The organism is Klebsiella sp. DY2415 (assembly GCF_026314315.1).
GTDB classification, from domain to species: Bacteria; Pseudomonadota; Gammaproteobacteria; order Enterobacterales; family Enterobacteriaceae; genus Klebsiella; species Klebsiella ornithinolytica.
The window spans coordinates 1,117,800-1,143,988 of sequence record NZ_CP111115.1; the positions used below are offsets into that span (position 1 = coordinate 1,117,800).

A 26,189-nucleotide genomic window follows, 5' to 3' on the forward strand; every position below is an offset into this window, starting at 1 on the left:
ACGGTCTGTCGCGGGGAAAATGGCCAGGTACTTCGAAGAACGCCGTTTCGTGTGAAACGGCGTTTGAGTCCGGGTTACGCGCGGGTGGCGAGGAGAATGGCAGAGGCTTTGATCAGCGCAATCACCCGGCTGCCGTCGACCAGTTTCATCTCTTCCTGACTTTCATTGGTGACGACGGCGATGATCTCGAAGCCCGCGTCGGTTTTGATGTGTACCGTCGCGTTGACCGCCCCTTCAGTGATGCGGGTGACGCTCCCGGCAAACTGATTGCGCGCGGAGAACTTCAGGCCGCAATCCTCGGTGGCCAGGGTGACCCACGGCGCTTTAATCAGCGCGATGGCTTCTTTACCGGCAGCCAGACCCAGCGCCTCCTTGCTGCTATGGGTGACGATCGCCACCAGTTTTGCGCCACCGGCGAGGGTCAATTCTACTTCATCGTTGACCGCGCCGGCGGCAACTGCGCTGACCGTGCCGGTCAGCTGGTTACGTGCTGATACCGCCATAAAATCTCCTTGTGTGGCTGATTAAATGAGTACAGGACTTATATTAGCTCATCTTTGTTAATACCCAGGCGTTTCATGCGGGATAGCAGCGTCGTACGCTTTAATCCCAGCCGCTGCGCCGCCCCTTTCGGCCCGGCAACCACCCCGTTGCTCTCTTTCAGCACGCGGACGATCAGCTGATATTCATCCTCGCCCTCTTGCGGAAGCACCTCGGCCGTCATCGTCTCCGCATCGATATTCATCTCCGGCAGCGACAGCTGCAGCACGCTACCGCGGGTTAACAGCACCGCGCGTTCAATCACGTTTTCCAGCTCACGAACGTTACCCGGCCACTCCATGTGGCTCAGCGTACGCAGGGTTTCTGCCGGAATGCTGTCGATATTACGCCCGAGGCGGCGGGCGATTTTAAAGGTAAACGCCTTGACCAGCAGCGGGATATCTTCCGGACGCTCGCGCAGCGGCGGCAGATGGATCGGAAAGACGTTCAGGCGATAGTAGAGATCGCTGCGGAATTCACGATCGGCGACCATCTGCCGGAGATCGCGGTTGGTGGCGGCGATCAGCCGGACGTCGGTGCGGATCAGCTTGTTGCTGCCGAGACGTTCAAACTCCTGCTCCTGCAGAACCCGCAGCAGCTTCGGCTGAAGCTCCAGCGGCATGTCGCCCACTTCATCAAGGAATAATGAGCTTTTATCCGCCAGTTCGAAACGGCCGATGCGCTGGGCGCTGGCTCCGGTAAACGCGCCGCGCTCATGGCCGAAGAGATCGCTTTCCAGCAGCCCGGCGGGCATCGCGGCACAGTTCATCTTCACCATTCGTCGCGCGTTACGACCGCTGAGATTATGAATGGCGCGGGCAATCAGCTCTTTGCCGGTACCGGTTTCGCCGAGGATCAGGACGGTACTGTCGCTCTGGGCGACCATCTCGACCTGTTTGAGTACGCTGTGCATGGCTTCGCTGCGGCCAATAATTTCACCAAACTCGCTCTCGACATTATTCAGCTGTTCGGTGAGCGCCAGATTTTCATCCACCAGCCGCTCTTTTAGCCGCTGAATTTCGCGGTAGGCGAGAGCATTATCAATGGCGATCGACACCCGTTCGGCAATTTGCCGCAGCAGCTTGAGGTTGGTGGTGGTGAACACCTTCTCATCGCACTGCGCCAGTTTCAGCACGCCCAGCAGCGTATCGCCGGACATCAGCGGCAGCAGGCACAGCGTTTGGATCTGGTTGCCCCACATCTCAAAAAGCATTTTCTCGTACGGGGCCAGCGAGTCGTGCTCGTGTAAATTGAGCAGCAGCATCTCTTTGCTTTTAAACACCCGTTCGGTCAGCGTACCGGCTTCATTCACCTCGCTCTGATCGTGAACCGGATGGCTGGCGTCGAGATAATGGGTCGAGTAGATATTCAGTTTGCCTTTGCGGTTGCTGCGTAGCACCACGCTGATAGCGTCGATACGAAAATAGTGGTGAATCTCTTTGGCGACTTCGCTGACCAGCTCATCGATATCCAGCCGGGAGAGCACGGCGTTAGTGATAGCAACCAGAATGCGAAAGTTGTCGCGCTCGTGGCACAACAGATCGTAATCGACGTTGTTGCTGACCCGACTCTGGATCTGTTCGGTCACCACCGCAACCAGCTGGGTAAAGGTATGCAGCCGCTGGAACTCTTTCTCGGTCCACGGTCTGGCGTCGTGGCGGATAAACTCGCAGCCGCCAAAGATGCGGCCTTCCGCAGCCAGCGGCAGCAGGCCGTAATAGCCAAACGCTGGATAGAGTCCGCTGCTGGCCAGCTGAGGCCAGGCCTCGACGAAGGTCGCCTTGTCGCAGTGCAGCGCATCGGGACGCGACAGCAGGCGACGCACCGGCCCGTGTGCCAGTACGGTCTCATCTTCATAGCTGACCGGCAGGCCCGCTTCGTCACAGCCATACCTTGCCGCACGATGGTTCCCGGCGTTCCACAGAATAATCGCCGCACGATCCGCCAGCGCAGATTGCTGAACCAGACGGGTTAGCGTTTCACTCAGCGCCGCCAGGTCAGGCTGCTGTAATAAAATACGGGTGATATCGAACAGCCCTTGCTGCCCGAAATCGCCCAATGGGGTATACGACATTACTGAAGTCCAAAACGCACCCGCAAAGCGGCACGTAAGAAAGTGGTGACACAAATAATAGTATGTTAATAAAGCGGTTGTTGCCGCCGCCAGCTCTTCCGTGGTTGTCCGCGGATTTGGGCCGGATAATGGTGCTGACTTTTCCCGGCTCGCGTTGTGCCTGGCCGGGCTACAGGTCCGTGCGTAGTCGGTAGCCCGGATAAGACGTTAGCCGCAACCCGGGGACCCGACTTCCGTTAACAAATTCGCGGCAGCGGCTCGGCATGGGGAAGGTCCAGCGTCCGCTTCACGCCATACAGGCCGATCGTGCGCACGCCGGTACGCTCAACCACGTCGCCGATAATCGCGGCGTGGCGGCCAAGCGGGTGGCTTTGAAGCTGCGCCAGCGCGGCCTCAGCCGCTTCCCGGGCGACGGCAATCACCAGTTTGCCTTCATTGGCGAAGTTAAGCGCATCCAGGCCTAACAGTTCGCACACCCCGCGCACGGTCTCGTTCACCGGCAGCTTCTGTTCATGTAGCTCAATGCCGCAGCCGCTGGCGGCGGCGAACTCATGAGCTACCGCGTTTACTCCGCCGCGGGTCGCATCGCGCAGCGCTTTGATGCCGGGAAGGGCGCGCAGCGTCTGAATAAGCGGCGTCAGCACCGCACAGTCGCTGGCCAGCGCGCCGTCCAGCCCCAGCTGTTCGCGGAGGTTGAGAATGGTCGCGCCGTGGTCGCCCAGCGTGCCGCTGACCAGCAGCACGTCGCCGGGAGCGATCTGTTGCGCCCCCCAGCGAATATCCGCCGGAATGGCGCCGATCCCGGCGGTATTGATAAACAGTTTATCCGCCGCGCCGCGCGGGACGACTTTGGTATCGCCGGTGACGATGGCAATCTCAGCGGCCTGCGCGGTACGGGCCATGCTATTAACCACGCGTTCCAGGGTGGCCATCTCCAGCCCCTCTTCGAGAATAAACCCGCAGGAGAGATAGCGCGGCAGGGCGCCGCTGACCGCCACATCGTTGGCGGTGCCGCATACTGCCAGCTTGCCGATGTCGCCACCGGGGAAAAACAGCGGATCGATAACGTAGCTGTCGGTGGAGAAGGCGAGACGATCGCCCTGAGCGGTAAGCTGCGCCAGATCGAGACGCGCCTGATCTTCCTGCTCCGCCAGCCACGGGTTGGCGAAAGCCTGCATAAACAGGGAGGCGATCAGCTGTTGCATCGCCTGTCCCCCGCTACCGTGAGCTAACTGGACGCTTTTCATGCTTCATTTTCCTGACTGCGATATTGATACCAGGCGGCGCATGCGCCCTCTGATGAGACCATCAGCGCGCCAAACGCGCTTTGCGGGTTACAGACTTGCCCGAACAGCGGACACTGATGCGGCTTACAGCGGCCGGTCAGCACATCGCCACAGCGGGCGCGCGGATCGTCGCAGACGCGCTGCGGCGCCGGCTGAAAATGGGCTTCAGCGTCAAAGCGCTGATAGGCGGGCGTCAGGCGTACGCCGGAGTTGTTGATGACCCCCAGCCCGCGCCATTCGCTATCGCCCGACAGGCAGAAAACGTCGGCAATCGCCGCTTGCGCCAGCGGGTTGCCTTCATCAGGTACCACGCGGCGGTACTGGTTTTCGACCTGGCTGCGCTGCGCTATTGTCTGCTCAACCAGCATCACCGCGCCTTGCAGTAGATCAAGAGGTTCGAAACCAGCCACCACTAAAGGACGCCGGTAGTCGCTGGCGATAAACCCGTAGGCCTCGGTGCCGATGACCATACTGACATGGCCCGGGGCAAGAAAGGCATCGATGCTGTTATCAGGCTGGTCGAGCAGGCTGCGCAGGGTCGGGAGCAGGGTGATGTGCTGGCAAAAAAAGAAGAAGTTATCCACGTTGCGCTCGCGGGCCTGACGCAGCGTCAGCGCGGTCGCGGGCATGGTGGTTTCAAAACCGAGGCCAAAGAAGACCACCTCCCGCTGCGGGTTCTGCTGCGCCAGCTTCAGCGCATCCATCGGTGAATAGACGATCCGCACATCGGCGCCGCGGGATTTCGCCTGCAGCAGGGAGCCGTTTTTGCCGGGCACGCGCATGGCGTCGCCGAAGGTGCAGAAAATCACCCCCGGGCGACTGGCGATATCGATACAGGTGTCGATTCGCCCCATCGGCAGAACGCAGACCGGGCAGCCGGGGCCGTGAATAAATTCGATATTCTCCGGCAGCAGCTGGTCGAGACCGAATTTAAAGATGGCGTGCGTATGGCCGCCGCACACTTCCATAATGCGCAGCGGATGCCCGGCGGTATGAGGCAGCAGATGCGCGCGCGCCTGAAGATGTTCAACCAGCTGCATCACCTGCTCCGGCGCGCGATATTCATCAACAAAACGCATTATCGCTCCTCACCGTACAGCAGCGCGCCCACGTCAGGCTCGACTTCAAACATATTTTGCAGCGCCTCAAGGGTATCGCGGGCCTCCGCTTCATTAATGATGCTCATGGCGAAGCCCACGTGGACCAGAACCCACTGGCCGAGCCGCGGCTGCCCCTGTTCATCAACGCTTCCTACCAGCGTCAGATCGACTTCGCGCTGGATACCGCACACTTCGACCTTCGCCAGATTGCCGTCAATGGCGCAGATCTGCCCTGGAATGCCTATGCACATGTCTGCGCCTCCAGCCAGCTGAGCCACTTATCCATGCCTTCGCCGCTGGTGGCGGACAGCATAATGATCTCAATATCGGGATTAACCTCCCGCGCGCAGGCGAGACATTTCTCTACATCAAAGTTGAGGTACGGCAGCAGGTCGATTTTATTCAGCACCATCAGGCTGGCGGCGGCGAACATATGTGGATACTTCAGCGGCTTATCTTCGCCTTCGGTGACCGACAGCACCGCCACCTTGTGACGTTCGCCGAGGTCGAAGCTCGCCGGACATACCAGGTTGCCGACGTTTTCAATAAACAGAATGCCGTTATCCACCAGCGGCAGACGCGGGGCGGCATCGGCAATCATCTGCGCATCCAGGTGGCAGCCCTTCCCGGTGTTGACCTGAATGGCCGGCGTGCCGGTGGCGCGAATGCGTGCCGCATCATTGACCGTCTGCTGGTCGCCTTCGATGACCGCGCACGCGGTTTTTCCTTTCAGACGCAGCAAGGTTTCACTCAGTAACGTGGTTTTGCCGGATCCCGGGCTGGAGACCAGGTTCAGCACCAGCTGGCCGCGTGCGGCAAAGCGCGCGCGGTTGCGGGCCGCCAGACGATTGTTCTTATCCAGCACGTCGATTTCGACTTCCAGCATCCGGCGCTGGCTTTGACCCGGCGCATGGGTACCCGCTTCGCCGTGGCCGTAGTGCAGGTCGCCGTGCGCTGAGCGGGTGGGGGAGAAGCTATCGGTTTTGACGCCGGTAATCGTCATGGTCTGGCGCGGGGCTGGCGCGAAGGGGGCGCTGCGAAACGCCGAGTGGGGGTTATGCTCATCACCTTCGATATAAAGGTTGCCTTCCCCACAGCCGCAAGTCGTACACATAGTTTTACTCCTGGTCTGTCCCGTCATCCTCGCGTTGTCTCTTTGCCGGCTGACTCGCGGGCCGCCGTGAGATAACCCGAATTAACGGTGGATCACTTCTATTCGCTGAATCTGTAGGCCGTCGTCCGCCACAATCTGCAGCGTGTCGCTGTGGCACTGCGGACAGCGCCGCACGTGCTGCGAGATGAGTTGCACGTACTGCTGGCAGGATTCGCACCAGCATTCGGCCTGTTGTTCGGCAATATGCAGTTCGCAGCCTTCCGCCAGCGTGCCGCGGCACACCAGCTCAAAACAGAAGGTCAATGCGCTGGCTTCCACGCAGGAAAATGCGCCGACCTTCAGCCACACGCCGGTAACCCGACGCGCGCCGGCCTGCTGCGCCTGCTGTTCAATAATTTCCAGCGCCCGCTGGCTAAGAGTGATTTCGTGCATGGTCGCCTCCGTATCGCGATGGGCCATATATGCAATAACGATGCCAGGTCATATCTACTGTCGGATGAACTGTCGATGACGACAGCTGACGGATGTCATCGACATGTCAGTACGGGGCGGCTTTTTTATTAAAATCATTAAATATCAATAAATTAAAATTTGGCATGGAAAATGCTTGTACGGTGCATCTCATGCAACCGGGGAGACCGAGATGACTATTTGGGAAATAAGTGAAAAGGCGGACTACATCGCCGACCGTCACCGCCGCTATCAGGATCAGTGGCGCCAGTACTGCAATTCGCTGGTTCAGGGCATCACCCTGTCAAAAGCGCGTTTGCATCATGCGATGAGCTGCGCGCCGGACAAAGAGCTGTGCTTCGTCCTGTTTGAACATTTTCAGGTGTATGTCGCGCTGGCAGAAGGGTTCAACAACCACACCATCGAGTACTACGTCGAAACGCGTAATAGTGATGATAAACGCTTGATTGCTCAGGCAACGCTGGCATCCGACGGTACCGTTGACGGCCGGATCAGCAACCGTTCGCGCGAACAGGTGCTGGAACATTACCTGGCCATTATTGCCAGCGTCTATGACCGTCTGTATGACGCCATGGAACACGACCAGCCGGTGGATTTAAGCCATCTGGCGCTGGCCCATTAATCGTAAGGTGTCGACACGTGTCGAAAATGACATCTGAACTCCCTGATTTCGTCAAAAATGACTTTCACCCGAGGATTGCCCGGTGAACCGTTTTGTAATTGCTGACTCCACCGTCTGTATCGGCTGCCGCACCTGCGAAGCCGCCTGCTCAGAGACGCATCGCCAGTACGGCCTGCAGGCCATGCCGCGACTACAGGTCATGCGTAATGAAAAAGAATCGGCGCCGCAAATGTGCCACCACTGCGAAGACGCCCCTTGCGCCGCCGTGTGTCCGGTTAATGCGATCAATCGCGTCGATGGCGCGGTTCAGCTGAATGAAAGCCTGTGCGTGAGCTGCAAGCTGTGCGCCATTGCCTGCCCGTTCGGGGCGATTGAATTTTCCGGCAGTCGTCCGCTGGATATTCCGGCTAATGCCAATACCCCTATGGCACCCGCTGCGCCGCCGGCGCCCGCTCGCGTCAGTTCGCTGCTCGACTGGGTACCCGGCGTGCGCGCTATCGCCGTGAAATGCGACCTGTGCCATTTCGATGAGCAGGGACCCGCCTGCGTGCGTACATGTCCGACGAAAGCGCTGCTGCTGGTGGATATCCGCGATATCGCCCAGGCCAGCAAGCGCAAGCGTGAGCTGACCTTTAATACCGACCTCGGCGATTTGTCGCTGTTTCAGTCGCAACAGGAGGGCGTGAAATGAGCGCGATCTCTTTAGTCAACCAGGCGGTGCTGTGGTATGCCGCCAGCGGCGTGCTGGCATTTATCTTTACCCTGAGAAAACCGTTAAGCGGTGCGATTGCCGGGATCGGCGGCGCGGTGGCCAGCGCCATGCTGATCGTCGCCGCTATCGCGACGCTGATAACCCCGGAGCAGGTGAGCGACGGCATGCTGCAGATGCTCTCTTTACCGGCTCGGGTGAACGGCATCAATGCGCTATGGCTGCTCGCCATTGGCCTCAGCGCCCTGCCTGTCGCCCTGTTTAATATCGCCTGGCACCGTCATTCGCAGGTGAAAGCCAACGGCCTGCTGGTCAATCTGCTGCTGGCTTCAGCAACCTGCGCCGTGGTGGCAACAAACTTCGGCACGCTGGTGGTCATGGCGGAGATGATGGCCCTGTGCGGAGCATTTCTGACCGGCTGCGCGCAATCCGCAAAGCTGTGGTTTGCGTTGGGACGTCTGGGCACGCTGCTGATGGCGTGGAGCTGCTGGCTGGTGTGGTCTTTCTACGGCACTCTTGACCTGGGGCAGATTAGTCTGCTCGCCGCCCACGCTCCGCAAAATATGCTGCTGTGGTTGCCGGCGCTCGTCGGTTTCGCGCTGCTGGCGGGCGTTATCCCGCTCCACGGCTGGGCGCCGCAGGCGCACGCCGGGGCCAGCGCGCCGGCCGCCGCGCTGTTCTCCACGGTGGTGATGAAAGTCGGGCTGTTTGGCATGCTGACGGTCTCGCTTGCCGGGAGCACGCCGCCGCTGTGGTGGGGCGTCTTGCTGCTGGTCGTGGGGATGATAACCGCGTTTATCGGCGGACTGTACGCCCTGATGGAGCACAATATTCAGCGCCTGCTGGCTTATCACACCCTCGAAAATATCGGCATTATTTTGCTGGGACTTGGCGCCTTCGTCACCGGTCTGGCGCTCAACAGCAGTAGCCTGATGGTGCTGGGCTTCATCGGCGGCATGTACCACCTGATCAACCACAGTCTGTTCAAAACGACGCTGTTCCTTGGCGCCGGCGCCGTGTGGTTCCGTACCGGCCACCGCGATATCGAAAAGCTGGGCGGGCTGGGCAAAAGAATGCCGCTGATTTCGCTCGCTATGCTGATCGGCCTGATGGCGATGGCGGCGCTGCCGCCGCTCAACGGCTTTGCCGGCGAGTGGGTTATCTACCAGTCCTTCTTCAAACTGAGCACCGGCGACGCCTTTATCGGCCGTCTGCTTGGGCCGCTGCTGGCCGTTGGCCTGGCAATGACCGGCGCGCTGGCGGTGATGTGTATGGCGAAAGTCTACGGCGTGACCTTCCTCGGCGCCCCGCGGACTCCGGAAGCGGAGAACGCCACCGGCGCCCCGCTGCTGATGACGGTCAGCGTGCTACTCGCCGCGCTCTGCTGCGTGGCGGGCGGGGTCGCCGCGCCGTGGCTGTTGACGCTGGTCGGCGGGGTACTACCGGTTCAGGCGCAGATCTCAAGCGTGGTGTCGCAGCCGCTGATCGCCATTCTGCTGCTGGCCTGTCCGCTGCTGCCGTTCCTGCTGATGATCTTCTTTAAAGGCGATCGTCTGCCCGCACGCTCCCGCGGTGCGGCATGGGTCTGCGGCTACGACCATGAAAAATCGATGGTCATTACCGCTCATGGTTTTGCCATGCCGGTTAAAGAGGCCTTTGCGCCGCTGCTGAAATTGCGTCATTGGCTGAATCCGGTGCGTCTGGTTCCCGGCTGGCAGTCCGCCTCGGCGCCTGCGCTGTTCCGCGGCGTGGCGTTGCTTGAGCTGGCGGCGCTGGTGGTTATTGTCATTTCGCGAGGAGCCTGAGAATGAGCGTTTTAATTGCATTATTGCAGGCGCTGCTGCTGTTTGCCGCCGCGCCTCTGCTGTCCGGCATCACCCGCGTAGCCCGCGCCCGCTTGCATAATCGCCGCGGTCCGGGAGTGCTGCAGGAGTACCGGGATATCTTCAAGCTGCTGGGTCGCCAGAGCGTCGGGCCGGATGTTTCCGGCTGGGTTTTCCGCCTGACGCCCTTCGTGATGGTCGGCGTGATGTTGACCATTGCCAGCGCGCTGCCGGTGGTAACCGTCTCGTCGCCGCTGGCGGGACTGGGCGATCTGATCACCCTGATCTACCTGTTCGCGATTGCCCGTTTCTTCTTTGCGATTGCCGGTCTGGACACCGGTAGCCCGTTTACGGCGATCGGCGCCAGCCGCGAAGCGATGCTCGGCGTGCTGGCGGAGCCGATTCTGCTGCTGGGCCTGTGGGTTGCGGCGCAGGTTGCCGGCTCCACGCACCTCAGCCAGATCGTCGCCACCATTTATCACTGGCCCGTTGCCCGCTCGGTACCGCTGGTCCTGGCGCTGTGCGCCTGCGCGTTCGCCACCTTTATCGAAATGGGCAAGCTGCCGTTCGACCTGGCGGAAGCGGAGCAGGAGCTGCAGGAAGGGCCGCTGACCGAATACAGCGGCAGCGGATTTGCGGTGTTGAAATGGGGCATCAGCCTCAAACAGCTGGTTGTGCTGCAGATGTTTGTCGGCGTCTTTATTCCGTGGGGAGCGATGACCAGTTTTAGCCTCGGTGGCCTGCTGCTGGCGCTGGTCGCCGCCATCGCCAAGCTGGTGGCGGGCGTGCTGGTTATCGCGCTGTTTGAAAACAGCATGGCGCGTCTGCGTTTTTGTGCCACTTCCCGCGTTACCTGGGCCGGTTTTGGCTTTGCGTTTTTAGCTTTCGTCTCCTTGCTGGCGGCGTGATTAAGAGAGTTTGAGCATGTCTGAAGAAAAAATCGGTCAACACTATCTCGCCGCGCTGCATCAGGCCTTCCCGGGCGTGGTGCTCGACGAAGCCTGGCAGACCAAAGATCAGCTCACCGTGACGGTGAAGGTCAACTATCTCCCGGAAGTTGTGGAGTTTCTCTACTACCAGCAGGGCGGCTGGCTGTCGGTGCTGTTCGGTAACGACGAACGTAAGCTTAACGGCCACTATGCCGTGTATTACGTGCTGTCGATGGAGCAGGGGACCCGGTGCTGGGTAACCGTGCGCGTCGAAGTGGATGCCGACAAACCGGAATATCCGTCGGTGACGCCGCGCGTGCCTGCCGCCGTCTGGGGCGAGCGTGAAGTGCGCGATATGTACGGTCTGATACCGGTGGGGCTGCCGGATGAGCGCCGTCTGGTACTGCCGGACGACTGGCCGGATGAACTCTATCCGCTGCGTAAAGACAGCATGGATTATCGTCAGCGCCCGGCGCCGACCACCGATGCGGAAACCTACGAGTTCATCAACGAGCTGGGCAGTAAGAAAAACAACGTGGTGCCGATTGGCCCGCTGCACGTCACTTCCGATGAACCCGGTCATTTTCGCCTGTTCGTTGATGGCGAGAATATTATCGACGCCGATTACCGCCTGTTCTATGTCCACCGGGGCATGGAAAAACTGGCGGAAACCCGCATGGGTTATAACGAAGTGACCTTCCTGTCCGACCGCGTGTGCGGTATCTGCGGCTTTGCCCACAGTACGGCCTATACCACCTCCGTCGAGAATGCGATGGGGATCGTGGTACCGGAACGCGCGCAGATGATCCGCGCCATCCTGCTGGAAGTGGAACGCCTGCATTCGCACCTGCTGAACCTCGGCCTCGCCTGCCACTTCACCGGCTTTGACTCCGGGTTTATGCAGTTCTTCCGCGTGCGTGAGACCTCAATGAAGATGGCGGAGATCCTCACCGGGGCGCGTAAAACCTACGGTATGAACCTGATTGGCGGCATCCGTCGCGACCTGCTGAAAGATGACATGATTCAGACAAGAGCGCTGGCGCAGCAGATGCGTCGTGACGTGCAGGAGCTGGTCGATATGCTGCTCAGCACGCCGAATATGGCGCAGCGTACCGTGGGGATAGGCCGCCTCGACCCGCAAATCGCCCGTGATTTCAGCAACGTCGGTCCGATGGTCCGCGCCAGCGGCCACGCTCGCGACACCCGCGCCGACCATCCGTTTGTCGGCTACGGTCTGCTGCCGATGACGGTTCACAGCGAACAGGGCTGCGACGTCATTTCGCGCCTGAAGGTGCGTATCAACGAGGTCTATACCGCGCTGAATATGATCGACTTCGGCCTCGATAACCTGCCGGGCGGTCCGCTGGCGGTGGAAGGCTTTACCTATATCCCGCACCGTTTTGCGCTGGGCTTCTCGGAAGCGCCGCGCGGGGATGATATCCACTGGAGCATGACCGGCGACAACCAGAAGCTGTACCGCTGGCGCTGTCGTGCGGCCACCTACGCCAACTGGCCGACCCTGCGCTATATGCTGCGCGGCAACACCGTCTCCGACGCCCCGTTGATTATCGGCAGCCTCGATCCTTGCTACTCCTGTACCGACCGCATGACCGTGGTCGATGTGCGGAAGAAAAAAAGCAAAGTGGTGCCGTACAAAGAGCTGGAGCGCTACAGCATCGAGCGTAAAAACTCGCCGCTGAAATAAGGAATCGCCATGTTTACCTTTATCAAAAAAGTGATCAAAACCGGCAACGCGACGCACGCCTATCCGCTGGAGCCGATGCCGGTAGATAAAAACTTTCGCGGCAAACCGGAACATACGCCGCAGCAGTGTATCGGCTGCGCGGCCTGCGTGAACGCCTGCCCGTCGAACGCGTTGACGGTGGAAACGGACCTGGTGACGCGCGAGCTTGCCTGGCAGTTCAACCTCGGGCGCTGCATCTTCTGCGGTCGCTGCGAAGAGGTGTGCCCGACGGCGGCCATCAAGCTGTCGCAGGAGTATGAACTGGCGGTGTGGAAGAAAGAGGATTTCCTCCAGCAGTCGCGCTTTGCCATTTGCCATTGCCGGGTGTGTGAACGCCCGTTCGCCGTACAAAAAGAGATCGACTACGCCATCGCGCTGCTCGGGCACAACGGAGATACTCGCGCCGAGCTGCATCGCGAAAGCTTCGAGACCTGCCCGGAGTGTAAACGCCAGAAGTGCCTGGTGCCGTCCGATCGTATTGAACTGACTCGTCATATGAGAGAGGCCAGCTGATGAGCAATTTACCAGGCCCGCGCGATGAAAACGGCATTCCGCTGCCGATGACGGTGGAGGAGTCCATCGCCAGCATGAAGGCATCGCTGCTGAAGAAAATTAAGCGTTCCGCCTATGTCTATCGCGTGGACTGCGGCGGCTGCAACGGCTGCGAAATCGAGATTTTCGCCACCCTGTCACCGCTGTTTGATGCCGAACGCTTTGGGATAAAAGTGGTGCCGTCACCGCGCCATGCCGATATTCTGCTGTTTACCGGCGCGGTGACCCGCGCCATGCGTTCACCGGCGCTGCGTGCCTGGCAGTCGGCGCCGGATCCGAAAATCTGCATCTCCTACGGCGCCTGCGGCAACAGCGGCGGTATCTTCCACGACCTTTACTGCGTCTGGGGCGGAACCGACAAAATTGTCCCGGTGGACGTCTATATTCCGGGCTGTCCGCCGACGCCTGCCGCCACGCTATATGGCTTTGCGATGGCGCTGGGTCTGCTGGAACAGAAAATTCACGCCCGTCTGCCGGGCGAGCAGGATGACAAAGCGGCGGAAATTCTCCACCCCGGCATGGTGCAGCCGCTGCGGGTGCGCATCGATCGTGAAGCGCGTCGCCTGGCGGGCTATCGCTATGGCCGCCAGATTGCCGATGACTACATGCGTCTGCTGGCGCAGGGCGATAGTCAGGTGGTGCGCTGGCTGGAGGCGGAGAAAGATCCGCGTCTGACTGAGATCGTCACCCATCTGAACCAGGTGGTCGAGGGGGCGCGTATCCGATGAGCGAGACGGTGGTGTTCAGTCAGCTGAGCCGTAAATTTATTGATGAGAACGACGCGACGCCCGATCAGGCGCAACAGGTGGTCTATTACAGCCTGGCGATTGGCCACCACCTCGGCGTCATCGACTGCCTGGAGGCAGCGCTAAGCTGCCCGTGGCAGGACTATCTGGCGTGGATTGCCACTCTCGAAGAGGGCAGCACCGCACGGCGTAAAATGGAGGGCGTGCCGAAGTACGGCGAGATAGTGATCGACAGCAATCATGTCACGATGCTCGCCAACGCCTTCGATAAAGCGCAGGCCCGGCAGACCGCCGAACAGCAGGCGTGGAGCAAAACGATGCTCAGCATGCTGCACGATATTCACCAGGAAAGCGCCATCTATCTGATGGTGAGGAGACTCCGTGACTGATGTTTTACTTTGTGTTGGCAACAGCATGATGGGCGATGATGGCGCAGGCCCGCTATTGGCGGAGATGTGCGCCGCCAGGCCGGTCGGTGAATGGGTGGTGATCGATGGCGGCAGCGCCCCGGAAAACGACATCGTCGCCATTCGCGAGCTACGTCCCGATCGCCTGCTGATCGTCGATGCTACCGATATGGGGCTCAACCCCGGAGAAATCCGCCTCGTTGACCCGGACGATATTGCCGAAATGTTTATGATGACCACCCACAATATGCCGCTCAACTATCTGATCGATCAGCTGCAAGAGGATGTTGGTGAGGTCATTTTTCTCGGGATTCAGCCGGATATCGTCGGCTTTTATTACCCGATGACCCAGCCAATTAAGGATGCGGTCGAGGTGGTATATCACCAGCTTAGCGGCTGGCAGGGGAACGGCGGTTTTGCACAGCTGGAGGCGGCAGACGCATAGCGTCTGGCATCCGGGCTTACGCGAATGTTTAGCCGGGTCAGGCAATACGCTTTTTCGCCTACGCCATCTCAAGGAGCTGGGGGTGACAAGGCTAACGTGGATGGGTTAATAGCGGGTTGGCTATGCCGCTCAAGCGCTGGTGCGTGGATTTGTTGGCTGTCTGCCGATGAGCGACGCGGAGTATGGCCGCAAACGCGCGCCGCGGCATCTGCGGGCCATGCCCGCGCCGGATGGCGGCTAACGCCTTATCCGGCCTACAAAACGACAAAACCATAGGCCGGTGCAGCCACAGCGCTGCCCGGCAATACGCGCTCTACTCGAATCCGGCCGACAAAACCATAGGCCGGTGCAGCCACAGCGCTGCCCGGCAATACGCGCTCTACTCGAATCCGGCCGACAAAACCGTAGGCCGGTGCAGCCACAGCGCCGCCTTGCAATACGCGCACTACTCGAATCCGGCCGACAAAACCGTGGGCCGGTGCAGCCACAGTGCCGCCCGGCAATACGCGCACTACTCGAATCCGGCCGACAAAACCGTAGGCCGGTGCAGCCACAGTGCCGCCCGGCAATATACGCTCTACTCGAGGTCTTCGCCGTTGCTGGCAATCACCTTCTTGTACCACCAGAACGATTTTTTACGCTTACGCTCCAGCGTACCGTTGCCGGCATCATCGCGATCGACATAGACAAAGCCATAGCGCTTGCTCATTTCGCCGGTTGAAGCAGAAACCAGATCGATACAGCCCCAGCTGGTGTAGCCCATCACCGGGATCCCGTCCTCAATAGCATCGCGCATCGCTTTGATATGCTCGCGCAAATAGCTGATGCGATAGTCATCGTGAATCTCGCCGTTGGCATCGATCTCGTCCCGGGCGCCGAGGCCGTTTTCGACCAGGAACAGCGGCTTCTGATAGCGGTCATACATCATATTCATGGTGATGCGCAGGCCGAGCGGATCAATGCCCCAGCCCCATTCACTGGCTTTGATGTGCGGGTTTTTCAGCGATTTAACAATGTTTGCCGCATTGGTGTTGTTGGCGTTCATGTCTGCCGACGCGCAGCGAGAGGCGTAATAGCTGAATGAGACAAAATCGACGGTGTTCTTCAGGATCTCGTCATCGGCCGGCTGCTTTTCAATGGTCACGCCTTTTTCGCGGAACACGCGCGCCGAATAAGACGGATAAGCACCGCGCGCCTGTACGTCAATAAAGAAGAGGTTTTCGCGATCTTTCTCCAGCGCCATCCACACATCTTCAGGCTTGCAGGACCAGGGATAAAAATTGCCGCCCGCCAGCATGCAGCCGACCTGGTTATGCGGGTTGACCTCGTGGGCGATTTGGGTCGCCAGCGCGCTGGCGATAAGCTCGTGGTGCGCCGCCTGGTACTTCACCTGCTCCTGGTTCTCTCCCTCTTCAAACACCAGCCCGGCGCCGGAGTAGGGGCTATGGAGCATGATGTTGATTTCATTGAAGGTTAGCCAGTATTTCACCAGCCCGTCGAAGGCTTCAAAGCAGGTGCGGGCGTAGCGGGTAAAGAACTCCACCATTTTACGATTGCGCCATGAACCGTATTCAATGACCAGATGCATCGGCACATCGAAGTGGCAAAGGGTTACCAGCGGCTCAATCCCGTACTTTTTGCACTCTTCAAACAGCGAGCGATAAAAGGCGATCCCTTCTTGATTCGGCTCCAGCTCATCGCCGTTAGGGTACAGGCGGCTCCAGGCAATTGAGGTGCGGAAGACGCTAAAGCCCATCTCCGCCATCAGGGCGATATCCTCTTTATAGCGATGATAAAAATCGATGGCCTCATGGCTCGGGTAAAATTCATCGTCACGCAGCTGAAAACGCTTCTCCAGCCCGAGCTTTACCGGCATGCGGTTCGCGCCATGGGGCAGCGTATCCACGGTGGTCAGCCCTTTGCCGCCCTCGAGATACCCCCCTTCAGACTGGTTTGCGGCCAGCGCGCCGCCCCATAAAAAGCCGTGTGGAAAAGTCGACATGCGTTACCTCGCTTACAAAAAATAGTGTTCAGACGTGTGATGGTCGGGTCGTGGTCTGGAGCGCTCTGGCATCGGCTGCGGCCTCTTCCACCGGGATATCTTCAAAGCCGAGCAGCAGCGTCAGTACGAATGAGAGCACCACCGCCAGCGCCATCACGCCGAAGACCCAGACGATAGACATCGGGTTAGCCGGGTCAAAGAACTGGACGCTGGTGAACAGGCCCGGTGCCGCCATCGAGTGGCTGGCAAGCCCGGCGATACCGGCCACCGCGCCGCAGATAAAGCCGCTGATCAGGCTGGCGATGAGCGGACGTTTGAGGCGCACCGCGACACCGTACAGCGCCGGTTCGGAGATACCGGCCAGAATGGCGGAGGCCGCGGCCGCCAGCGCAGTCTGGCGCAGCTCCGGATTTTTGGTTTTCCAGGCTACCGCCAGCGATGAGCCGCCCAGCGACAGGTTGGCGCCGATTTCTGACGGCATCACCATCCCTTCTTTACCGGTTTCCGCAATGGTCTGAATAATGGTTGGGGTGAAAACGCGATGCATCCCGGTCATCACCAGCAGCGGCCACAGGGCGCCCATAATGGCCACCGACAGCCAGCCCAGATAACTATGAATGGTGTACACCAGCGCGGAGATGGCGCTGCCGATCCAGATCCCGAGCGGGCCTATCAGCAGGATCGCCAGCGGAGCGGCGATCAGCACGATCAGCATCGGCTTGAGGAAGTTTTTCGTCACCGCCGGAGTAATGCGATCGACCCAGCGTTCGATATATGACAGGCACCAGGTCATCACCAGCGCCGGAATAACGGTATAGGTGTATTTCACCGCCGTCACCGGAATAAAGGCGAACTCGACGTGCTCACCCTGGGCCGCTTTGGCCATCAGCTCAATAAAGCTCGGATGGACCAGCACCCCGGCAATGGCAATCGCCAGCGACATATTGGTTTTGAATTTTACCGCCGCAGAGGCGGCGACCATCAGCGGCAGGAAGAAAAAGGCGCCGTCGCCGATGACGGTCAAAATAGTCAACGTGGGCGCACCTTTAGGCAGGACGCCGCTCATCTCAAGGATCATCGCCAGCAGTTTGACCATCGATCCGCCGATGATGGCGGGGATCAGCGGTGACATGGTGCCGATCAGCGCATCGAGGATCCCGGCGCCGATACGCTTTAACGTCAGCGGCGGTTTTCCCTGAGGTTCCGCGGGGCGCATGTTGTCCGGCAGCAGGTTGACCACTTCGCGAAACGCCTGCGATACCGTATTGCCGATGATGACCTGGCACTGATTGTCGCTGCGCACCACGCCAAGCACGCCTTTCAGGCTTTTCAGCGCGGCGCTGTCCACCCGCGCATCATCTTTGACCACAAAACGCAGGCGGGTCATACAGTGGGTGACTGCCGTGATGTTATCCGCCCCGCCTGTTGCCGTCAGAATTTGCTTTGCCAGGGCTGCGTAATTTTTAGACATCGGATTTTATCCTGTTTAATCAATAGGGTACTGGCTGGTTATCGCACCTGAGGATCGTGCGCTATCAGGGATATATAGGAAACCGGTTCCACAAAATCATGATGAGTTTCATTAGTTCTAACAAGATATAAAAAAATCATTTTTTCGTTTTGTGATTTTGATCGCTATGTAAGCCAGCTAAGAATCTGCGCTGAGCGCGAGTCAAAGCTGTAAAACGGCGAGGTGTGCAGTACACTGCGGGCATCTTTTGCAACAGGAAGAACAACATGGCAACGATGCTGGAGGTGGCGAAACGCGCGGGAGTCTCGAAAGCGACCGTTTCCCGGGTACTGTCGGGTAACGGCTATGTCAGCCAGGAAACGAAAGATCGCGTATTTCAGGCCGTGGCGGAAAGCGGCTACCGGCCCAATCTGCTGGCGCGTAATCTGGCGACCAAAAAGAGCCAGACGCTGGGGCTGGTGGTGACCAACACCCTTTATCACGGGGTCTATTTTAGCGAGTTGTTGTTTCACGTTGCGCGGATGACGGAAGACAAGGGACGGCAGCTGATTCTGGCCGACGGCAAGCACAGCGCGGAAGAAGAGCGCGAGGCGATCCAGTACCTGCTCGACCTGCGCTGCGACGCGATTATCATCTATCCGCGTTTTCTCAGCGTTGATGAAATGGACGAAATCGTGGAAAACCAGCCGCAGCCGATTATGGTGCTCAACCGCCGCCTGCGGCGCAACGCCAGCCACTGCGTCTGGTCCGATCAAAAAGCCTCGGCATTTACGGCGGTCGAAAAACTGATTGCCCGCGGCCATCGTGATATCGCGTTTATCACCGGCTCGCTGGATTCGCCTACCGGGATTGAACGCCTTTCCGGCTATAAAGATGCGCTGACGAAACACGGGATTTCGCTGAATAATGAGCTGATCGTTGAGGGCAAGTGGACGCCGGAAAGCGGCGCGGCTGGCGTAGCGACGCTGCGTCAGCGCGATGCCCGTTACAGTGCGCTGGTGGCGAGCAATGACGACATGGCGATTGGCGCGATGAAGCAGCTACATCAGCAGGGCGTGCGGATTCCGGAGCAGGTCTCGGTCATCGGCTTCGATGATATCGTGCTGGCGCCGTATATGGTTCCGGCGCTCTCCAGCGTCAAAATACCGGTGACGGAGATGATCAAGGAGAGTATTAACCGACTGATCTTTATGCTCGACGGCGGCGATTTAAAATATCAGCAAACCTTCCCCGGTGAGCTGCTTGAACGTGACTCGATTGCCCCGGGACCGTTCGCCTGACGTCGTCATCTGTCATCGTCAGATGTGACGATGACAGAATCTGTTCCCCGTCTTTAGGTTATTCATTTCCTTTATTATCAGCGTGATAAAAGTTGGAACGTATTATGCATACTCCGCCGCGTAACCTTCTTACAGCTGGAGAAATGGATGAACCGTTTCATTATTGCCGACGCGAGCAAATGCATCGGCTGCCGCACCTGCGAAGTGGCCTGCGTGGTCTCTCATCAGGAAAATCAGGACTGCGCCGCGCTGACGCCAAAATCCTTCTTACCGCGTATCCATGTGATCAAAGGCGTTAACGTGTCGACGGCCACCGCCTGCCGCCAATGTGAAGACGCGCCGTGCGCCAACGTCTGTCCGAACGGCGCGATCGCCCGGGATAAAGGCTTTATTCACGTGATGCAGGAGCGCTGCATCGGCTGCAAAACCTGTGTGGTGGCCTGTCCCTATGGCGCGATGGAGGTGGTCGTGCGTCCGGTGATTCGTCATAGCGGTGCCGGGCTGAACGTGATGGCGGAAAAAGCGGAAGCCAATAAATGCGATCTTTGCCATCACCGGGAAGAGGGCCCCGCCTGTATAGAGGCCTGCCCGACGCATGCGCTGATTTGCGTGGACCGCAATAAGCTTGAGCAGATGAATAGCGAAAAACGTCGTCGTACGGCGCTGGCCTGGTAAGGCGGCGGCACGATGAACGGGGTGCAGATTCGCATTCGCGGTAAAGTGCAGGGGGTGGGCTTCCGCCCCTTTGTCTGGCAGCTGGCGCAAGAGTCAGCACGCTGCGGCGACGTATGTAACGACGGTGACGGCGTACTGGTGCGCCTGTTGGGCGATGAGGCGGCGTTTCTCGCCGCGCTGACCCGCCGCTGTCCGCCGCTGGCGCGTATCGACAGCGTGGAAACCCGGCCGTTTCACTGGCGTACGCTGCCGCAGGATTTCGCCATTCGTGAAAGCGGCGGCGGAAGTATGCGTACCCAGATTGTGCCCGATGCGGCCACCTGCCCGGCGTGCCTGGCGGAGATGAACAATCCGCGGGATCGCCGCTATCGCTACCCGTTTATTAACTGTACTCACTGTGGGCCGCGTTTCACCATTATTCGCGCGATGCCCTATGACCGCCCCTTTACCTCGATGGCGCCTTTTCCACTCTGTCCGCGCTGCGAGGCCGAGTACCGCCACCCTGGCGACCGACGTTTTCATGCTCAGCCGGTGGCCTGCGCCGACTGCGGCCCGCGTCTGGAGTGGCGCGCGGAAGGCGAGTCGCTGGTCGGAGAAGCGGCATTGCAGGCGGCGATTCATCAGCTACAGGCCGGGCAGATTGTCGCCATCAAGGGCGTGGGCGGTTTTCATCTGGTGTGCGATGCCGGTAATCCGCGCGCGGTGGCGGCGTTACGCACACGCAAACATCGTCCGGCAAAGCCGCTGGCGGTGATGCTGCCGGCGGCGGATAGCCTGCCGGCAGCGGCGCAGGCGTTACTGACGTCACCCGCTGCACCCATCGTATTGATAGAGAAATCGCAGGTCGATGGCCTGTGTGACGACATTGCGCCAGCGCTGAATGAAGTGGGGGTGATGCTGCCATCTAATCCGTTGCAGCATCTGGTTTTGCAGGCGCTGGCGCGCCCTCTGGTGATGACCTCCGGCAACCTGAGCGGGCGGCCGCCGGCGATCGCCAACGTCGATGCGCTGCGTGATTTGGCCGGGATTGCCGATGGTTTTCTGCTGCACAACCGCGACATCGTGCAGCGGATGGACGACTCGGTGATGCGGCAAAGTGGTGAAATGCTACGTCGTTCGCGAGGCTATGTGCCTGATGCGATGCCGTTACCGCCGGGGTTTCGCGACGTGCCGCCGCTGCTGTGCCTCGGCGCCGATATGAAAAATACCTTTTGTCTGGCGCGCGGAGAGCAGGCGGTACTGAGTCAGCACTTCGGCGACCTCGGCGATGAGGGCGTAGAACAGCAGTGGCATCAGGCGCGGCGTCTGATGCAGGCGGTTTATGGCTTTAACCCCAGCCTGGTGGTCAGCGATACGCATCCGGGCTACCGTTCGACGCAGTGGGCGACCTCGTTGGCGCTGCCGGTTGAGCGCGTCCTGCATCATCATGCCCATGCCGCCGCCTGCCTGGCGGAACACGGCTGGCCGCTGGATGGCGGCGATGTGATTGCCGTGGTCCTCGACGGTATCGGCATGGGGGAAAACGGTGCGCTGTGGGGCGGCGAGTGTCTGCGGGTGAATTACCGGGAGTGTGAACGCCTGGGCGGATTGCCGGCGGTGGCGCTTCCCGGCGGCGACCTGGCGGCTCGTCAGCCGTGGCGTAATCTGCTGGCCCACTGCCTGGCCTACGTTGACGACTGGCAAAACGATGCGCAAACCGCGGCGCTGCGCCAGCACAACTGGCCGCTGCTGGCGCGGGCTATTGACCGGGGAATGAATGCGCCGAAGGCGTCATCCTGCGGACGCCTGTTCGATGCCGTGGCCTGCGCGCTGGGCTGCGCGCCGGACTGCCTGAGCTATGAGGGGGAGGCGGCCTGCCGGCTGGAGGCGCAGGCCACCGCTTGCGATGGCGTTGCGCATCCTGTTCGCCTGCCGTGGCAGGCGGGCGAGCTGGATCTGGCCACCTTCTGGCCGCAGTGGCTGGGATGGCGGGCGAGCCGCGAACAAAAAGCCTGGGCCTTTCATGATGCGCTGGCCTGCGGAGTGGCCGCGATGGCGCGCGATTGTGCAACGTCGCGCGGGATGACTACGTTGACATTCAGCGGCGGCGTGTTGCATAACCGGCTGCTGGTCTCACGATTGACCTTTTATCTGGCGGATTTTACTCTGCTGTTTCCGCAGCAGCTCCCTGCCGGAGATGGGGCCATCGCGTTTGGTCAGGCGGTCGTGGCCGCAGCCCGCTGGCAGGCTCACAGGGTATCATCATGATAGTGACAATTTTACGCCAGCAGCCGCGTGCCGCTGCGCTGGTGTTGGGACTGGTTGTGGCAAATCTGCTCGCCTGGGGCTGGGCCTGGCAGGCGTTTGGCGATAGCGGCGCGCTGATGGCGGCGAGTCTGCTGGCCTGGGGATACGGATTGCGCCATGCGGTCGATGCCGACCATATTGCGGCGATCGACAGCGTCACCCGCAAAATGATGCAGCAGGGGCGTCGGCCTTTTGCCGTCGGAGCCTGGTTCTCGTTTGGCCACTCGTCGATTGTGGTGCTGGCTTCGGCGGCGATTGCCGCCACCGCCACCGCTTTCGGCCAGCAGATGAGCTGGCTGCATGATACCGGCAGCGTGATTGGCACCGCGGTGTCGGCGCTGTTTTTATTGCTGATGGCGTTTATCAACCTGGTGATTTTACGCAGCGTCTGGCGCAGCTTTCGCACGTGGAAGAGAGGCGGTAAGGTGAGCGATGAGGTGGCGACCGGCGGCGGCATGATGAGCTGGTTGTTCGGTAAAACTTTTCGTCTGATTAGCCGTAGCTGGCAGATGTATCTGGTGGGCTTTCTGTTTGGCCTCGGATTTGATACCGCCACCGAAATCGGCGTGCTGGGGATTTCTGCCGCCAGCGCGTCAAGCGGAATGTCTATCTGGTCGATCATGGTCTTCCCGGCGCTGTTTGCCAGCGGGATGGCGCTGGTGGATACCCTCGATAATGTGCTGATGGTCGGCGCCTACGGCTGGGCGTTTAGCAAGCCGCAGCGCAAGCTCTATTACAATATGACCATTACCGGCACGTCGGTAGTGGTGGCGTTATTTATCGGTGGTCTGGAAGCGCTGGGGCTGCTGATGGACAAGTTTTCGTTCAGCGGCGGGCTATGGCGCTGGGTCGCCGCGCTGAACGATAATCTCGGCGACGCCGGTTTTGTGGTCATCGGGCTGTTTGTCGCCTGCTGGGTGCTGTCGGTGCTGAACTACCGCTGGCGCGGATACGATAATCTGGCGCGCCAGGTTGCAGATTCCCCCGGCTCTCGCGGCGTTTAGCCGGGCTACCTGAGCCAGGCCGGTCTGCTGCCCGGCGGCGCTGCGCTTGCGCGGGCCTACGGAGTGAGGGGCGAGCTGTATGACCACAAAAGCGCACAGCGGGTGTGCTGCCCGGCGGCGCTACGCTTGCGCGGGCCTACGGGGTGAGGGTCGAAATGTAGGCCGGGTAAGCATCGCGCCACCCGGCAAAATAACGGCGCAGAATCGGTCGCCCGGGTAGGGCGTTTACGCCGCGACCCGGGAATAACGCCCGTTCGGGCCGCTTAACGCACCAATTGTTTGAGCAACGCAAAGGCCTCTTTCATTCGGTCCTCGCTGACCACAAAGGCGCGCAGCTGGTTGGCGGCATCCACCCCTTTCGCCACCACCCCCTCTTTGGCGGCAACCAGATTCCACGTCAGATCGTCCCGCTGTGTCTCACCGGCCAGATGCAGCGGCAGATCCGGCGTTTTAACCTTCACCAGCATCGGCGGCAGCGTCAGTTCGTTCGCCTGCGACAGCAGGTTTTTAGCGAGGCACATCGCGCTCAGTAAAATCGGCTGCAGAAACGGCAGGACGCTGCCATTGATTTCCGCGCAGTCGCCGAGGGCGTAAATTGCCGGATCGCTGGTTTGCAACCGGCTGTTCACCACCACGCCACGACGAATCATCAACCCGGCATGGCGCGCCAGCGCCGTTTCCGGGCGCAGACCGGCGGCGGCGACCACCGCATCGACGGTGACGCTGCGCTGACGGTCGAGGCTGACGCGAATGCCGTCGGCGGTTTGCTCCAGCCCTTCAAGCTGCGTTTTCAGCATCAGGTGTACGCCCATATCGGTGAGCCGATGCTGCAGACGGCTGCTGACCTCCGGCGGCATCAATGCTGAGAGCACGCTGGCGGAGTTATCGACTACCGTCACCGCCTTCCCGGCGCGGCAGAAGTCCATCGCCAGCTCGCAGCCAATCAGGCCGCCGCCGACGATCAGCACGCGTTGCGCATCGTGGAGCTGACTCTGCGCGGCGCCGTACTCGCGCTGGCTGTTGAGGGTCAGCATCAGTTCATGCCCGGGTACCGGCGGGATAAACGGTGCGGCGCCGGTGGCCAGTACCAGCTTGTCGTAGCGCCATTCGCGATCCTGACTTTTCACCACTTTCGCTGCGGCGTCGAGGTCACTGACCCAGGTGTACGGGAACAGACGCAGATGGTACTGCTCGGCGAATTCGCCCGCCGTTTGCAGGGTCAGATCGTCGGCACGTTGGCCGCGGCTGACCACATGGCTGAGGTCCGGTTTGTTGTACTCATCCATGCTGTCGGCGGCGATCAGCGTCAGCGGAATGTGGGTATCCTGCTTGCGGATATTTTTCACCAGCTGACGGGCCGCAAAGCCCGAGCCGATGATGACGATGCCATCACTCATTTTGCCTCCGTTGCCAGAACGTCAAAGACATCTTTGCCGAGAGAGCACTCAGGGCACAGGAAGTTATCCGGGACCTCGCTCCACGGCGTCCCCGGCTGGACATCCTGGTTCGGTTCGCCTTTCGCCGGATCGTAAACCCACTGGCAGACGCTGCACTGCATCGACGGGCCGAGATCGGCTGCTGCTGCCGCGGCACAGGCGCAGTTTTCTTGTTCCGGCGCGGTTTGTACTGCGGCGACCGGCAGCGGGGAGAGCGCCCACTGGCGGGCAATTTCACGGCCGTGTTCGCGGCACAGCTCCAGCGCGTCGAGGTCCGGGCGCCATTTGGCCTTCAGGCTCAGGGACATTTCAAAACCGGCATCCTGTAAGCGGGTGGACAGGCGATCGACCGCACCGCCGCTCCAGCCGTGAGAGCCGAAGGCGCTGGCGCGCTTATTGCGAAAACGCAGGCCGGTCATCTCTTCAACCAGTCCGGCGATTTTCGGCATCATCACATTATTCATGGTCGAGGTGCCGACCAGCACCCCTTTTGAGCGGAAGACGTTGGTCAGTATTTCGTTTTTATCGCTACGGGCGACGTTGAAGATTTTCACCGCCACGCGCGGGTCCACGTCGGTAATTCCCTGGGCGATAGCATCGGCCATCATGCGGGTATTGTTCGACATGGTGTCATAGAAGAGCGTGATGCGGTCTTCCTGGTAATCGGCGGCCCATTTCAGGTACAGCTCGACGATTTGGGTCGGGTTGTCGCGCCAGACCACGCCGTGGGAGGTGGCTATCATGTCGACCGGCAGGTTGAAGCCGAGAATTTCGGTGATTTTTGGCGTCACCAGGCGGCTGAACGGGGTCAGGATGTTGGCATAGTAGCGCTGGCACTGCTCGAACAGCTCGGTCTGGTCGACTTCGTCATTAAACAGGTGCTCGTCGCAATAGTGCTGGCCGAAGGCGTCGTTGCTGAACAGGACCGCATCGCCGGTCATATAGGTCATCATGCTGTCCGGCCAGTGCAGCATGGGCGTTTCGACGAAGATCAGCTGCTTGCCGTTGCCGATGTCGAGGCTGTCTCCGGTTTTCACCACCTTAAAATTCCACTCCGGGTGATGGTGATGGCCGGTTATGGAGTCAATGGCATTGGCGGTGCAGTAAATCGGCGTATCCGGGATACTGTTCATCAATTCGGTCAGCGCGCCGGCATGGTCTTCTTCCGCGTGGTTAATCACGATGTAGTCAATATCGGCAAGATCGATCTCGCTACGCAGGTTCTGCACGAACTCGCGGCTGAATTTATGATCGACGGTATCAATCAGGACATTTTTCTCTTCCCGGATGAGATAGCTGTTATAGCTGCTGCCGCGCAGCGTTTTGTATTCGGTGCCGTGAAAATCACGCACTTCCCAGTCACGTTGGCCAACCCAATGAATGTTATTTTTAACCAGAATAGACATAGCAACCTCAATTAATTCAGCGTGTTCAAATAAGATGAGTTGCTTATATCAAGTTACGTGCCAACTT

Annotated in this window: 25 protein-coding genes; 13 read left to right on the forward strand and 12 right to left on the reverse strand. The window is 59.9% G+C overall.

Annotation, left to right across the window (positions count from 1 at the left end; translation table 11 throughout):
- Positions 1-74 precede the first annotated feature (74 nt).
- The 7 genes from OQV00_RS05300 to hypA all read right to left on the reverse strand — a co-directional run bounded on the left by OQV00_RS05300 (position 75) and on the right by hypA (position 6,546).
- Positions 75-503, reverse strand: coding sequence for a TOBE domain-containing protein (locus OQV00_RS05300; protein ID WP_004866901.1), 429 nt, complete (start codon positions 501-503; stop codon positions 75-77).
- Between the two features lie 38 nt (positions 504-541).
- Positions 542-2,599: a formate hydrogenlyase transcriptional activator FlhA gene (gene flhA, locus OQV00_RS05305; protein WP_266280604.1), complete on the reverse strand. Its 2,058-nt coding sequence runs from the start codon at positions 2,597-2,599 to the stop codon at positions 542-544.
- Positions 2,600-2,850: 251 nt separating this feature from the next.
- Positions 2,851-3,861, reverse strand: a complete 1,011-nt coding sequence (gene hypE, locus OQV00_RS05310; protein WP_004866898.1) for a hydrogenase expression/formation protein HypE — start codon at positions 3,859-3,861, stop codon at positions 2,851-2,853.
- Positions 3,858-4,979 carry a hydrogenase formation protein HypD gene (hypD, locus tag OQV00_RS05315; RefSeq protein ID WP_004866895.1) on the reverse strand — a complete coding sequence of 374 codons (1,122 nt, stop codon included), beginning with the start codon at positions 4,977-4,979 and terminating at the stop codon, positions 3,858-3,860. The genes hypE and hypD overlap by 4 nt, the downstream gene beginning before the upstream one ends.
- A complete protein-coding gene (locus tag OQV00_RS05320; protein ID WP_004866894.1) occupies positions 4,979-5,251 on the reverse strand; it encodes a HypC/HybG/HupF family hydrogenase formation chaperone in 273 nt (90 codons plus the stop codon). The genes hypD and OQV00_RS05320 overlap by 1 nt, the downstream gene beginning before the upstream one ends.
- Positions 5,242-6,114: a hydrogenase nickel incorporation protein HypB gene (gene hypB, locus OQV00_RS05325; RefSeq protein ID WP_015585874.1), complete on the reverse strand. Its 873-nt coding sequence runs from the start codon at positions 6,112-6,114 to the stop codon at positions 5,242-5,244. Before hypB ends, OQV00_RS05320 begins: the two co-directional genes overlap by 10 nt.
- Before the next feature lie 81 nt (positions 6,115-6,195).
- Positions 6,196-6,546: a hydrogenase maturation nickel metallochaperone HypA gene (gene hypA, locus OQV00_RS05330; RefSeq protein ID WP_004866890.1), complete on the reverse strand. Its 351-nt coding sequence runs from the start codon at positions 6,544-6,546 to the stop codon at positions 6,196-6,198.
- 211 nt (positions 6,547-6,757) lie between these two features.
- Here hypA and hycA point away from each other — a divergent pair, with 211 nt between their 5' ends.
- From hycA to hycI, 9 genes are all read left to right on the forward strand, one after another.
- The gene (gene hycA / locus OQV00_RS05335; RefSeq protein WP_004866889.1) at positions 6,758-7,207 is read left to right on the forward strand and encodes a formate hydrogenlyase regulator HycA; all 450 of its coding nucleotides are present in this window, start codon (positions 6,758-6,760) and stop codon (positions 7,205-7,207) included.
- An 82-nt stretch (positions 7,208-7,289) separates the two neighbouring features.
- On the forward strand, positions 7,290-7,898 hold the full coding sequence (locus tag OQV00_RS05340; protein ID WP_004866887.1) for a 4Fe-4S dicluster domain-containing protein: 609 nt from the start codon (positions 7,290-7,292) through the stop codon (positions 7,896-7,898).
- Entirely contained in the window at positions 7,895-9,721 is a 1,827-nt protein-coding gene (gene hycC, locus OQV00_RS05345) for a formate hydrogenlyase subunit 3 (protein ID WP_015585875.1), read from the forward strand. The genes OQV00_RS05340 and hycC overlap by 4 nt, the downstream gene beginning before the upstream one ends.
- A gap of 2 nt (positions 9,722-9,723) precedes the next feature.
- Positions 9,724-10,647, forward strand: coding sequence for a respiratory chain complex I subunit 1 family protein (locus OQV00_RS05350; RefSeq protein WP_088402250.1), 924 nt, complete (start codon positions 9,724-9,726; stop codon positions 10,645-10,647).
- A 16-nt stretch (positions 10,648-10,663) separates the two neighbouring features.
- The gene (hycE, locus tag OQV00_RS05355; RefSeq protein ID WP_004866882.1) at positions 10,664-12,373 is read left to right on the forward strand and encodes a formate hydrogenlyase subunit HycE; all 1,710 of its coding nucleotides are present in this window, start codon (positions 10,664-10,666) and stop codon (positions 12,371-12,373) included.
- Positions 12,374-12,382: 9 nt separating this feature from the next.
- Positions 12,383-12,925: a formate hydrogenlyase complex iron-sulfur subunit gene (locus OQV00_RS05360; protein ID WP_004866880.1), complete on the forward strand. Its 543-nt coding sequence runs from the start codon at positions 12,383-12,385 to the stop codon at positions 12,923-12,925.
- Complete coding sequence (locus tag OQV00_RS05365) at positions 12,925-13,692, forward strand: NADH-quinone oxidoreductase subunit B family protein (protein WP_004866877.1); 768 nt, start codon at positions 12,925-12,927, stop codon at positions 13,690-13,692. Before OQV00_RS05360 ends, OQV00_RS05365 begins: the two co-directional genes overlap by 1 nt.
- Positions 13,689-14,099 carry a formate hydrogenlyase maturation HycH family protein gene (locus tag OQV00_RS05370; protein ID WP_015585877.1) on the forward strand — a complete coding sequence of 137 codons (411 nt, stop codon included), beginning with the start codon at positions 13,689-13,691 and terminating at the stop codon, positions 14,097-14,099. Before OQV00_RS05365 ends, OQV00_RS05370 begins: the two co-directional genes overlap by 4 nt.
- Complete coding sequence (gene hycI / locus OQV00_RS05375) at positions 14,092-14,562, forward strand: hydrogenase maturation peptidase HycI (protein ID WP_004866873.1); 471 nt, start codon at positions 14,092-14,094, stop codon at positions 14,560-14,562. Before OQV00_RS05370 ends, hycI begins: the two co-directional genes overlap by 8 nt.
- A gap of 254 nt (positions 14,563-14,816) precedes the next feature.
- Here the strand turns inward: hycI and OQV00_RS05380 are convergent, their stop codons facing one another.
- Genes OQV00_RS05380 through ascF form a run of 3 tightly spaced genes read right to left on the reverse strand, consistent with a single transcriptional unit; the run spans position 14,817 to position 18,035 of the window.
- Complete coding sequence (locus tag OQV00_RS05380) at positions 14,817-15,116, reverse strand: hypothetical protein (RefSeq protein ID WP_266279958.1); 300 nt, start codon at positions 15,114-15,116, stop codon at positions 14,817-14,819.
- Positions 15,117-15,139: 23 nt separating this feature from the next.
- Positions 15,140-16,564 (reverse strand): 6-phospho-beta-glucosidase, encoded by a 1,425-nt coding sequence (locus OQV00_RS05385; RefSeq protein WP_004866872.1) that lies wholly within the window; start codon positions 16,562-16,564, stop codon positions 15,140-15,142.
- A 28-nt stretch (positions 16,565-16,592) separates the two neighbouring features.
- A complete protein-coding gene (gene ascF / locus OQV00_RS05390; protein ID WP_266279960.1) occupies positions 16,593-18,035 on the reverse strand; it encodes a PTS cellobiose/arbutin/salicin transporter subunit IIBC in 1,443 nt (480 codons plus the stop codon).
- 266 nt (positions 18,036-18,301) lie between these two features.
- Between ascF and OQV00_RS05395 the strand changes: the two genes are divergently transcribed.
- The 4 genes from OQV00_RS05395 to OQV00_RS05410 all read left to right on the forward strand — a co-directional run bounded on the left by OQV00_RS05395 (position 18,302) and on the right by OQV00_RS05410 (position 23,280).
- The gene (locus tag OQV00_RS05395) at positions 18,302-19,315 is read left to right on the forward strand and encodes a LacI family DNA-binding transcriptional regulator (RefSeq protein ID WP_015585878.1); all 1,014 of its coding nucleotides are present in this window, start codon (positions 18,302-18,304) and stop codon (positions 19,313-19,315) included.
- 147 nt (positions 19,316-19,462) lie between these two features.
- Entirely contained in the window at positions 19,463-19,990 is a 528-nt protein-coding gene (gene hydN, locus OQV00_RS05400; protein ID WP_004866866.1) for an electron transport protein HydN, read from the forward strand.
- A 12-nt stretch (positions 19,991-20,002) separates the two neighbouring features.
- On the forward strand, positions 20,003-22,237 hold the full coding sequence (gene hypF, locus OQV00_RS05405; protein ID WP_266279962.1) for a carbamoyltransferase HypF: 2,235 nt from the start codon (positions 20,003-20,005) through the stop codon (positions 22,235-22,237).
- Positions 22,234-23,280, forward strand: a complete 1,047-nt coding sequence (locus OQV00_RS05410; protein WP_004866862.1) for a HoxN/HupN/NixA family nickel/cobalt transporter — start codon at positions 22,234-22,236, stop codon at positions 23,278-23,280. Before hypF ends, OQV00_RS05410 begins: the two co-directional genes overlap by 4 nt.
- A gap of 263 nt (positions 23,281-23,543) precedes the next feature.
- On the opposite strand, the gene norW is transcribed toward OQV00_RS05410, so the two are convergent.
- Together norW and norV are read right to left on the reverse strand one after the other, a co-directional pair.
- Positions 23,544-24,677 (reverse strand): NADH:flavorubredoxin reductase NorW, encoded by a 1,134-nt coding sequence (gene norW / locus OQV00_RS05415; RefSeq protein WP_004866860.1) that lies wholly within the window; start codon positions 24,675-24,677, stop codon positions 23,544-23,546.
- On the reverse strand, positions 24,674-26,122 hold the full coding sequence (gene norV / locus OQV00_RS05420; protein ID WP_044349640.1) for an anaerobic nitric oxide reductase flavorubredoxin: 1,449 nt from the start codon (positions 26,120-26,122) through the stop codon (positions 24,674-24,676). The genes norW and norV overlap by 4 nt, the downstream gene beginning before the upstream one ends.
- Between the last annotated feature and the right edge of the window lie 67 nt (positions 26,123-26,189).

Excerpts from the sequence above, each read along its gene's own strand:
- hypF (WP_266279962.1), top strand. The coding sequence starts at position 20,003 with ATGAACGGGGTGCAGATTCGCATTCGCGGTAAAGTGCAGGGGGTGGGC.
- OQV00_RS05385 (WP_004866872.1), bottom strand. The coding sequence starts at position 16,564 with ATGTCGACTTTTCCACACGGCTTTTTATGGGGCGGCGCGCTGGCCGCA.
- OQV00_RS05300 (WP_004866901.1), bottom strand. The coding sequence starts at position 503 with ATGGCGGTATCAGCACGTAACCAGCTGACCGGCACGGTCAGCGCAGTT.
- hycC (WP_015585875.1), top strand. The coding sequence starts at position 7,895 with ATGAGCGCGATCTCTTTAGTCAACCAGGCGGTGCTGTGGTATGCCGCC.
- OQV00_RS05350 (WP_088402250.1), top strand. The coding sequence starts at position 9,724 with ATGAGCGTTTTAATTGCATTATTGCAGGCGCTGCTGCTGTTTGCCGCC.
- OQV00_RS05395 (WP_015585878.1), top strand. The coding sequence starts at position 18,302 with ATGGCAACGATGCTGGAGGTGGCGAAACGCGCGGGAGTCTCGAAAGCG.
- hypD (WP_004866895.1), bottom strand. The coding sequence starts at position 4,979 with ATGCGTTTTGTTGATGAATATCGCGCGCCGGAGCAGGTGATGCAGCTG.
- hypB (WP_015585874.1), bottom strand. The coding sequence starts at position 6,114 with ATGTGTACGACTTGCGGCTGTGGGGAAGGCAACCTTTATATCGAAGGT.
- hydN (WP_004866866.1), top strand. The coding sequence starts at position 19,463 with ATGAACCGTTTCATTATTGCCGACGCGAGCAAATGCATCGGCTGCCGC.
- norW (WP_004866860.1), bottom strand. The coding sequence starts at position 24,677 with ATGAGTGATGGCATCGTCATCATCGGCTCGGGCTTTGCGGCCCGTCAG.
- ascF (WP_266279960.1), bottom strand. The coding sequence starts at position 18,035 with ATGTCTAAAAATTACGCAGCCCTGGCAAAGCAAATTCTGACGGCAACA.
- hypA (WP_004866890.1), bottom strand. The coding sequence starts at position 6,546 with ATGCACGAAATCACTCTTAGCCAGCGGGCGCTGGAAATTATTGAACAG.
- norV (WP_044349640.1), bottom strand. The coding sequence starts at position 26,122 with ATGTCTATTCTGGTTAAAAATAACATTCATTGGGTTGGCCAACGTGAC.
- OQV00_RS05360 (WP_004866880.1), top strand. The coding sequence starts at position 12,383 with ATGTTTACCTTTATCAAAAAAGTGATCAAAACCGGCAACGCGACGCAC.
- OQV00_RS05365 (WP_004866877.1), top strand. The coding sequence starts at position 12,925 with ATGAGCAATTTACCAGGCCCGCGCGATGAAAACGGCATTCCGCTGCCG.
- OQV00_RS05370 (WP_015585877.1), top strand. The coding sequence starts at position 13,689 with ATGAGCGAGACGGTGGTGTTCAGTCAGCTGAGCCGTAAATTTATTGAT.
- hycE (WP_004866882.1), top strand. The coding sequence starts at position 10,664 with ATGTCTGAAGAAAAAATCGGTCAACACTATCTCGCCGCGCTGCATCAG.
- hypE (WP_004866898.1), bottom strand. The coding sequence starts at position 3,861 with ATGAAAAGCGTCCAGTTAGCTCACGGTAGCGGGGGACAGGCGATGCAA.
- OQV00_RS05410 (WP_004866862.1), top strand. The coding sequence starts at position 22,234 with ATGATAGTGACAATTTTACGCCAGCAGCCGCGTGCCGCTGCGCTGGTG.
- OQV00_RS05320 (WP_004866894.1), bottom strand. The coding sequence starts at position 5,251 with ATGTGCATAGGCATTCCAGGGCAGATCTGCGCCATTGACGGCAATCTG.
- hycA (WP_004866889.1), top strand. The coding sequence starts at position 6,758 with ATGACTATTTGGGAAATAAGTGAAAAGGCGGACTACATCGCCGACCGT.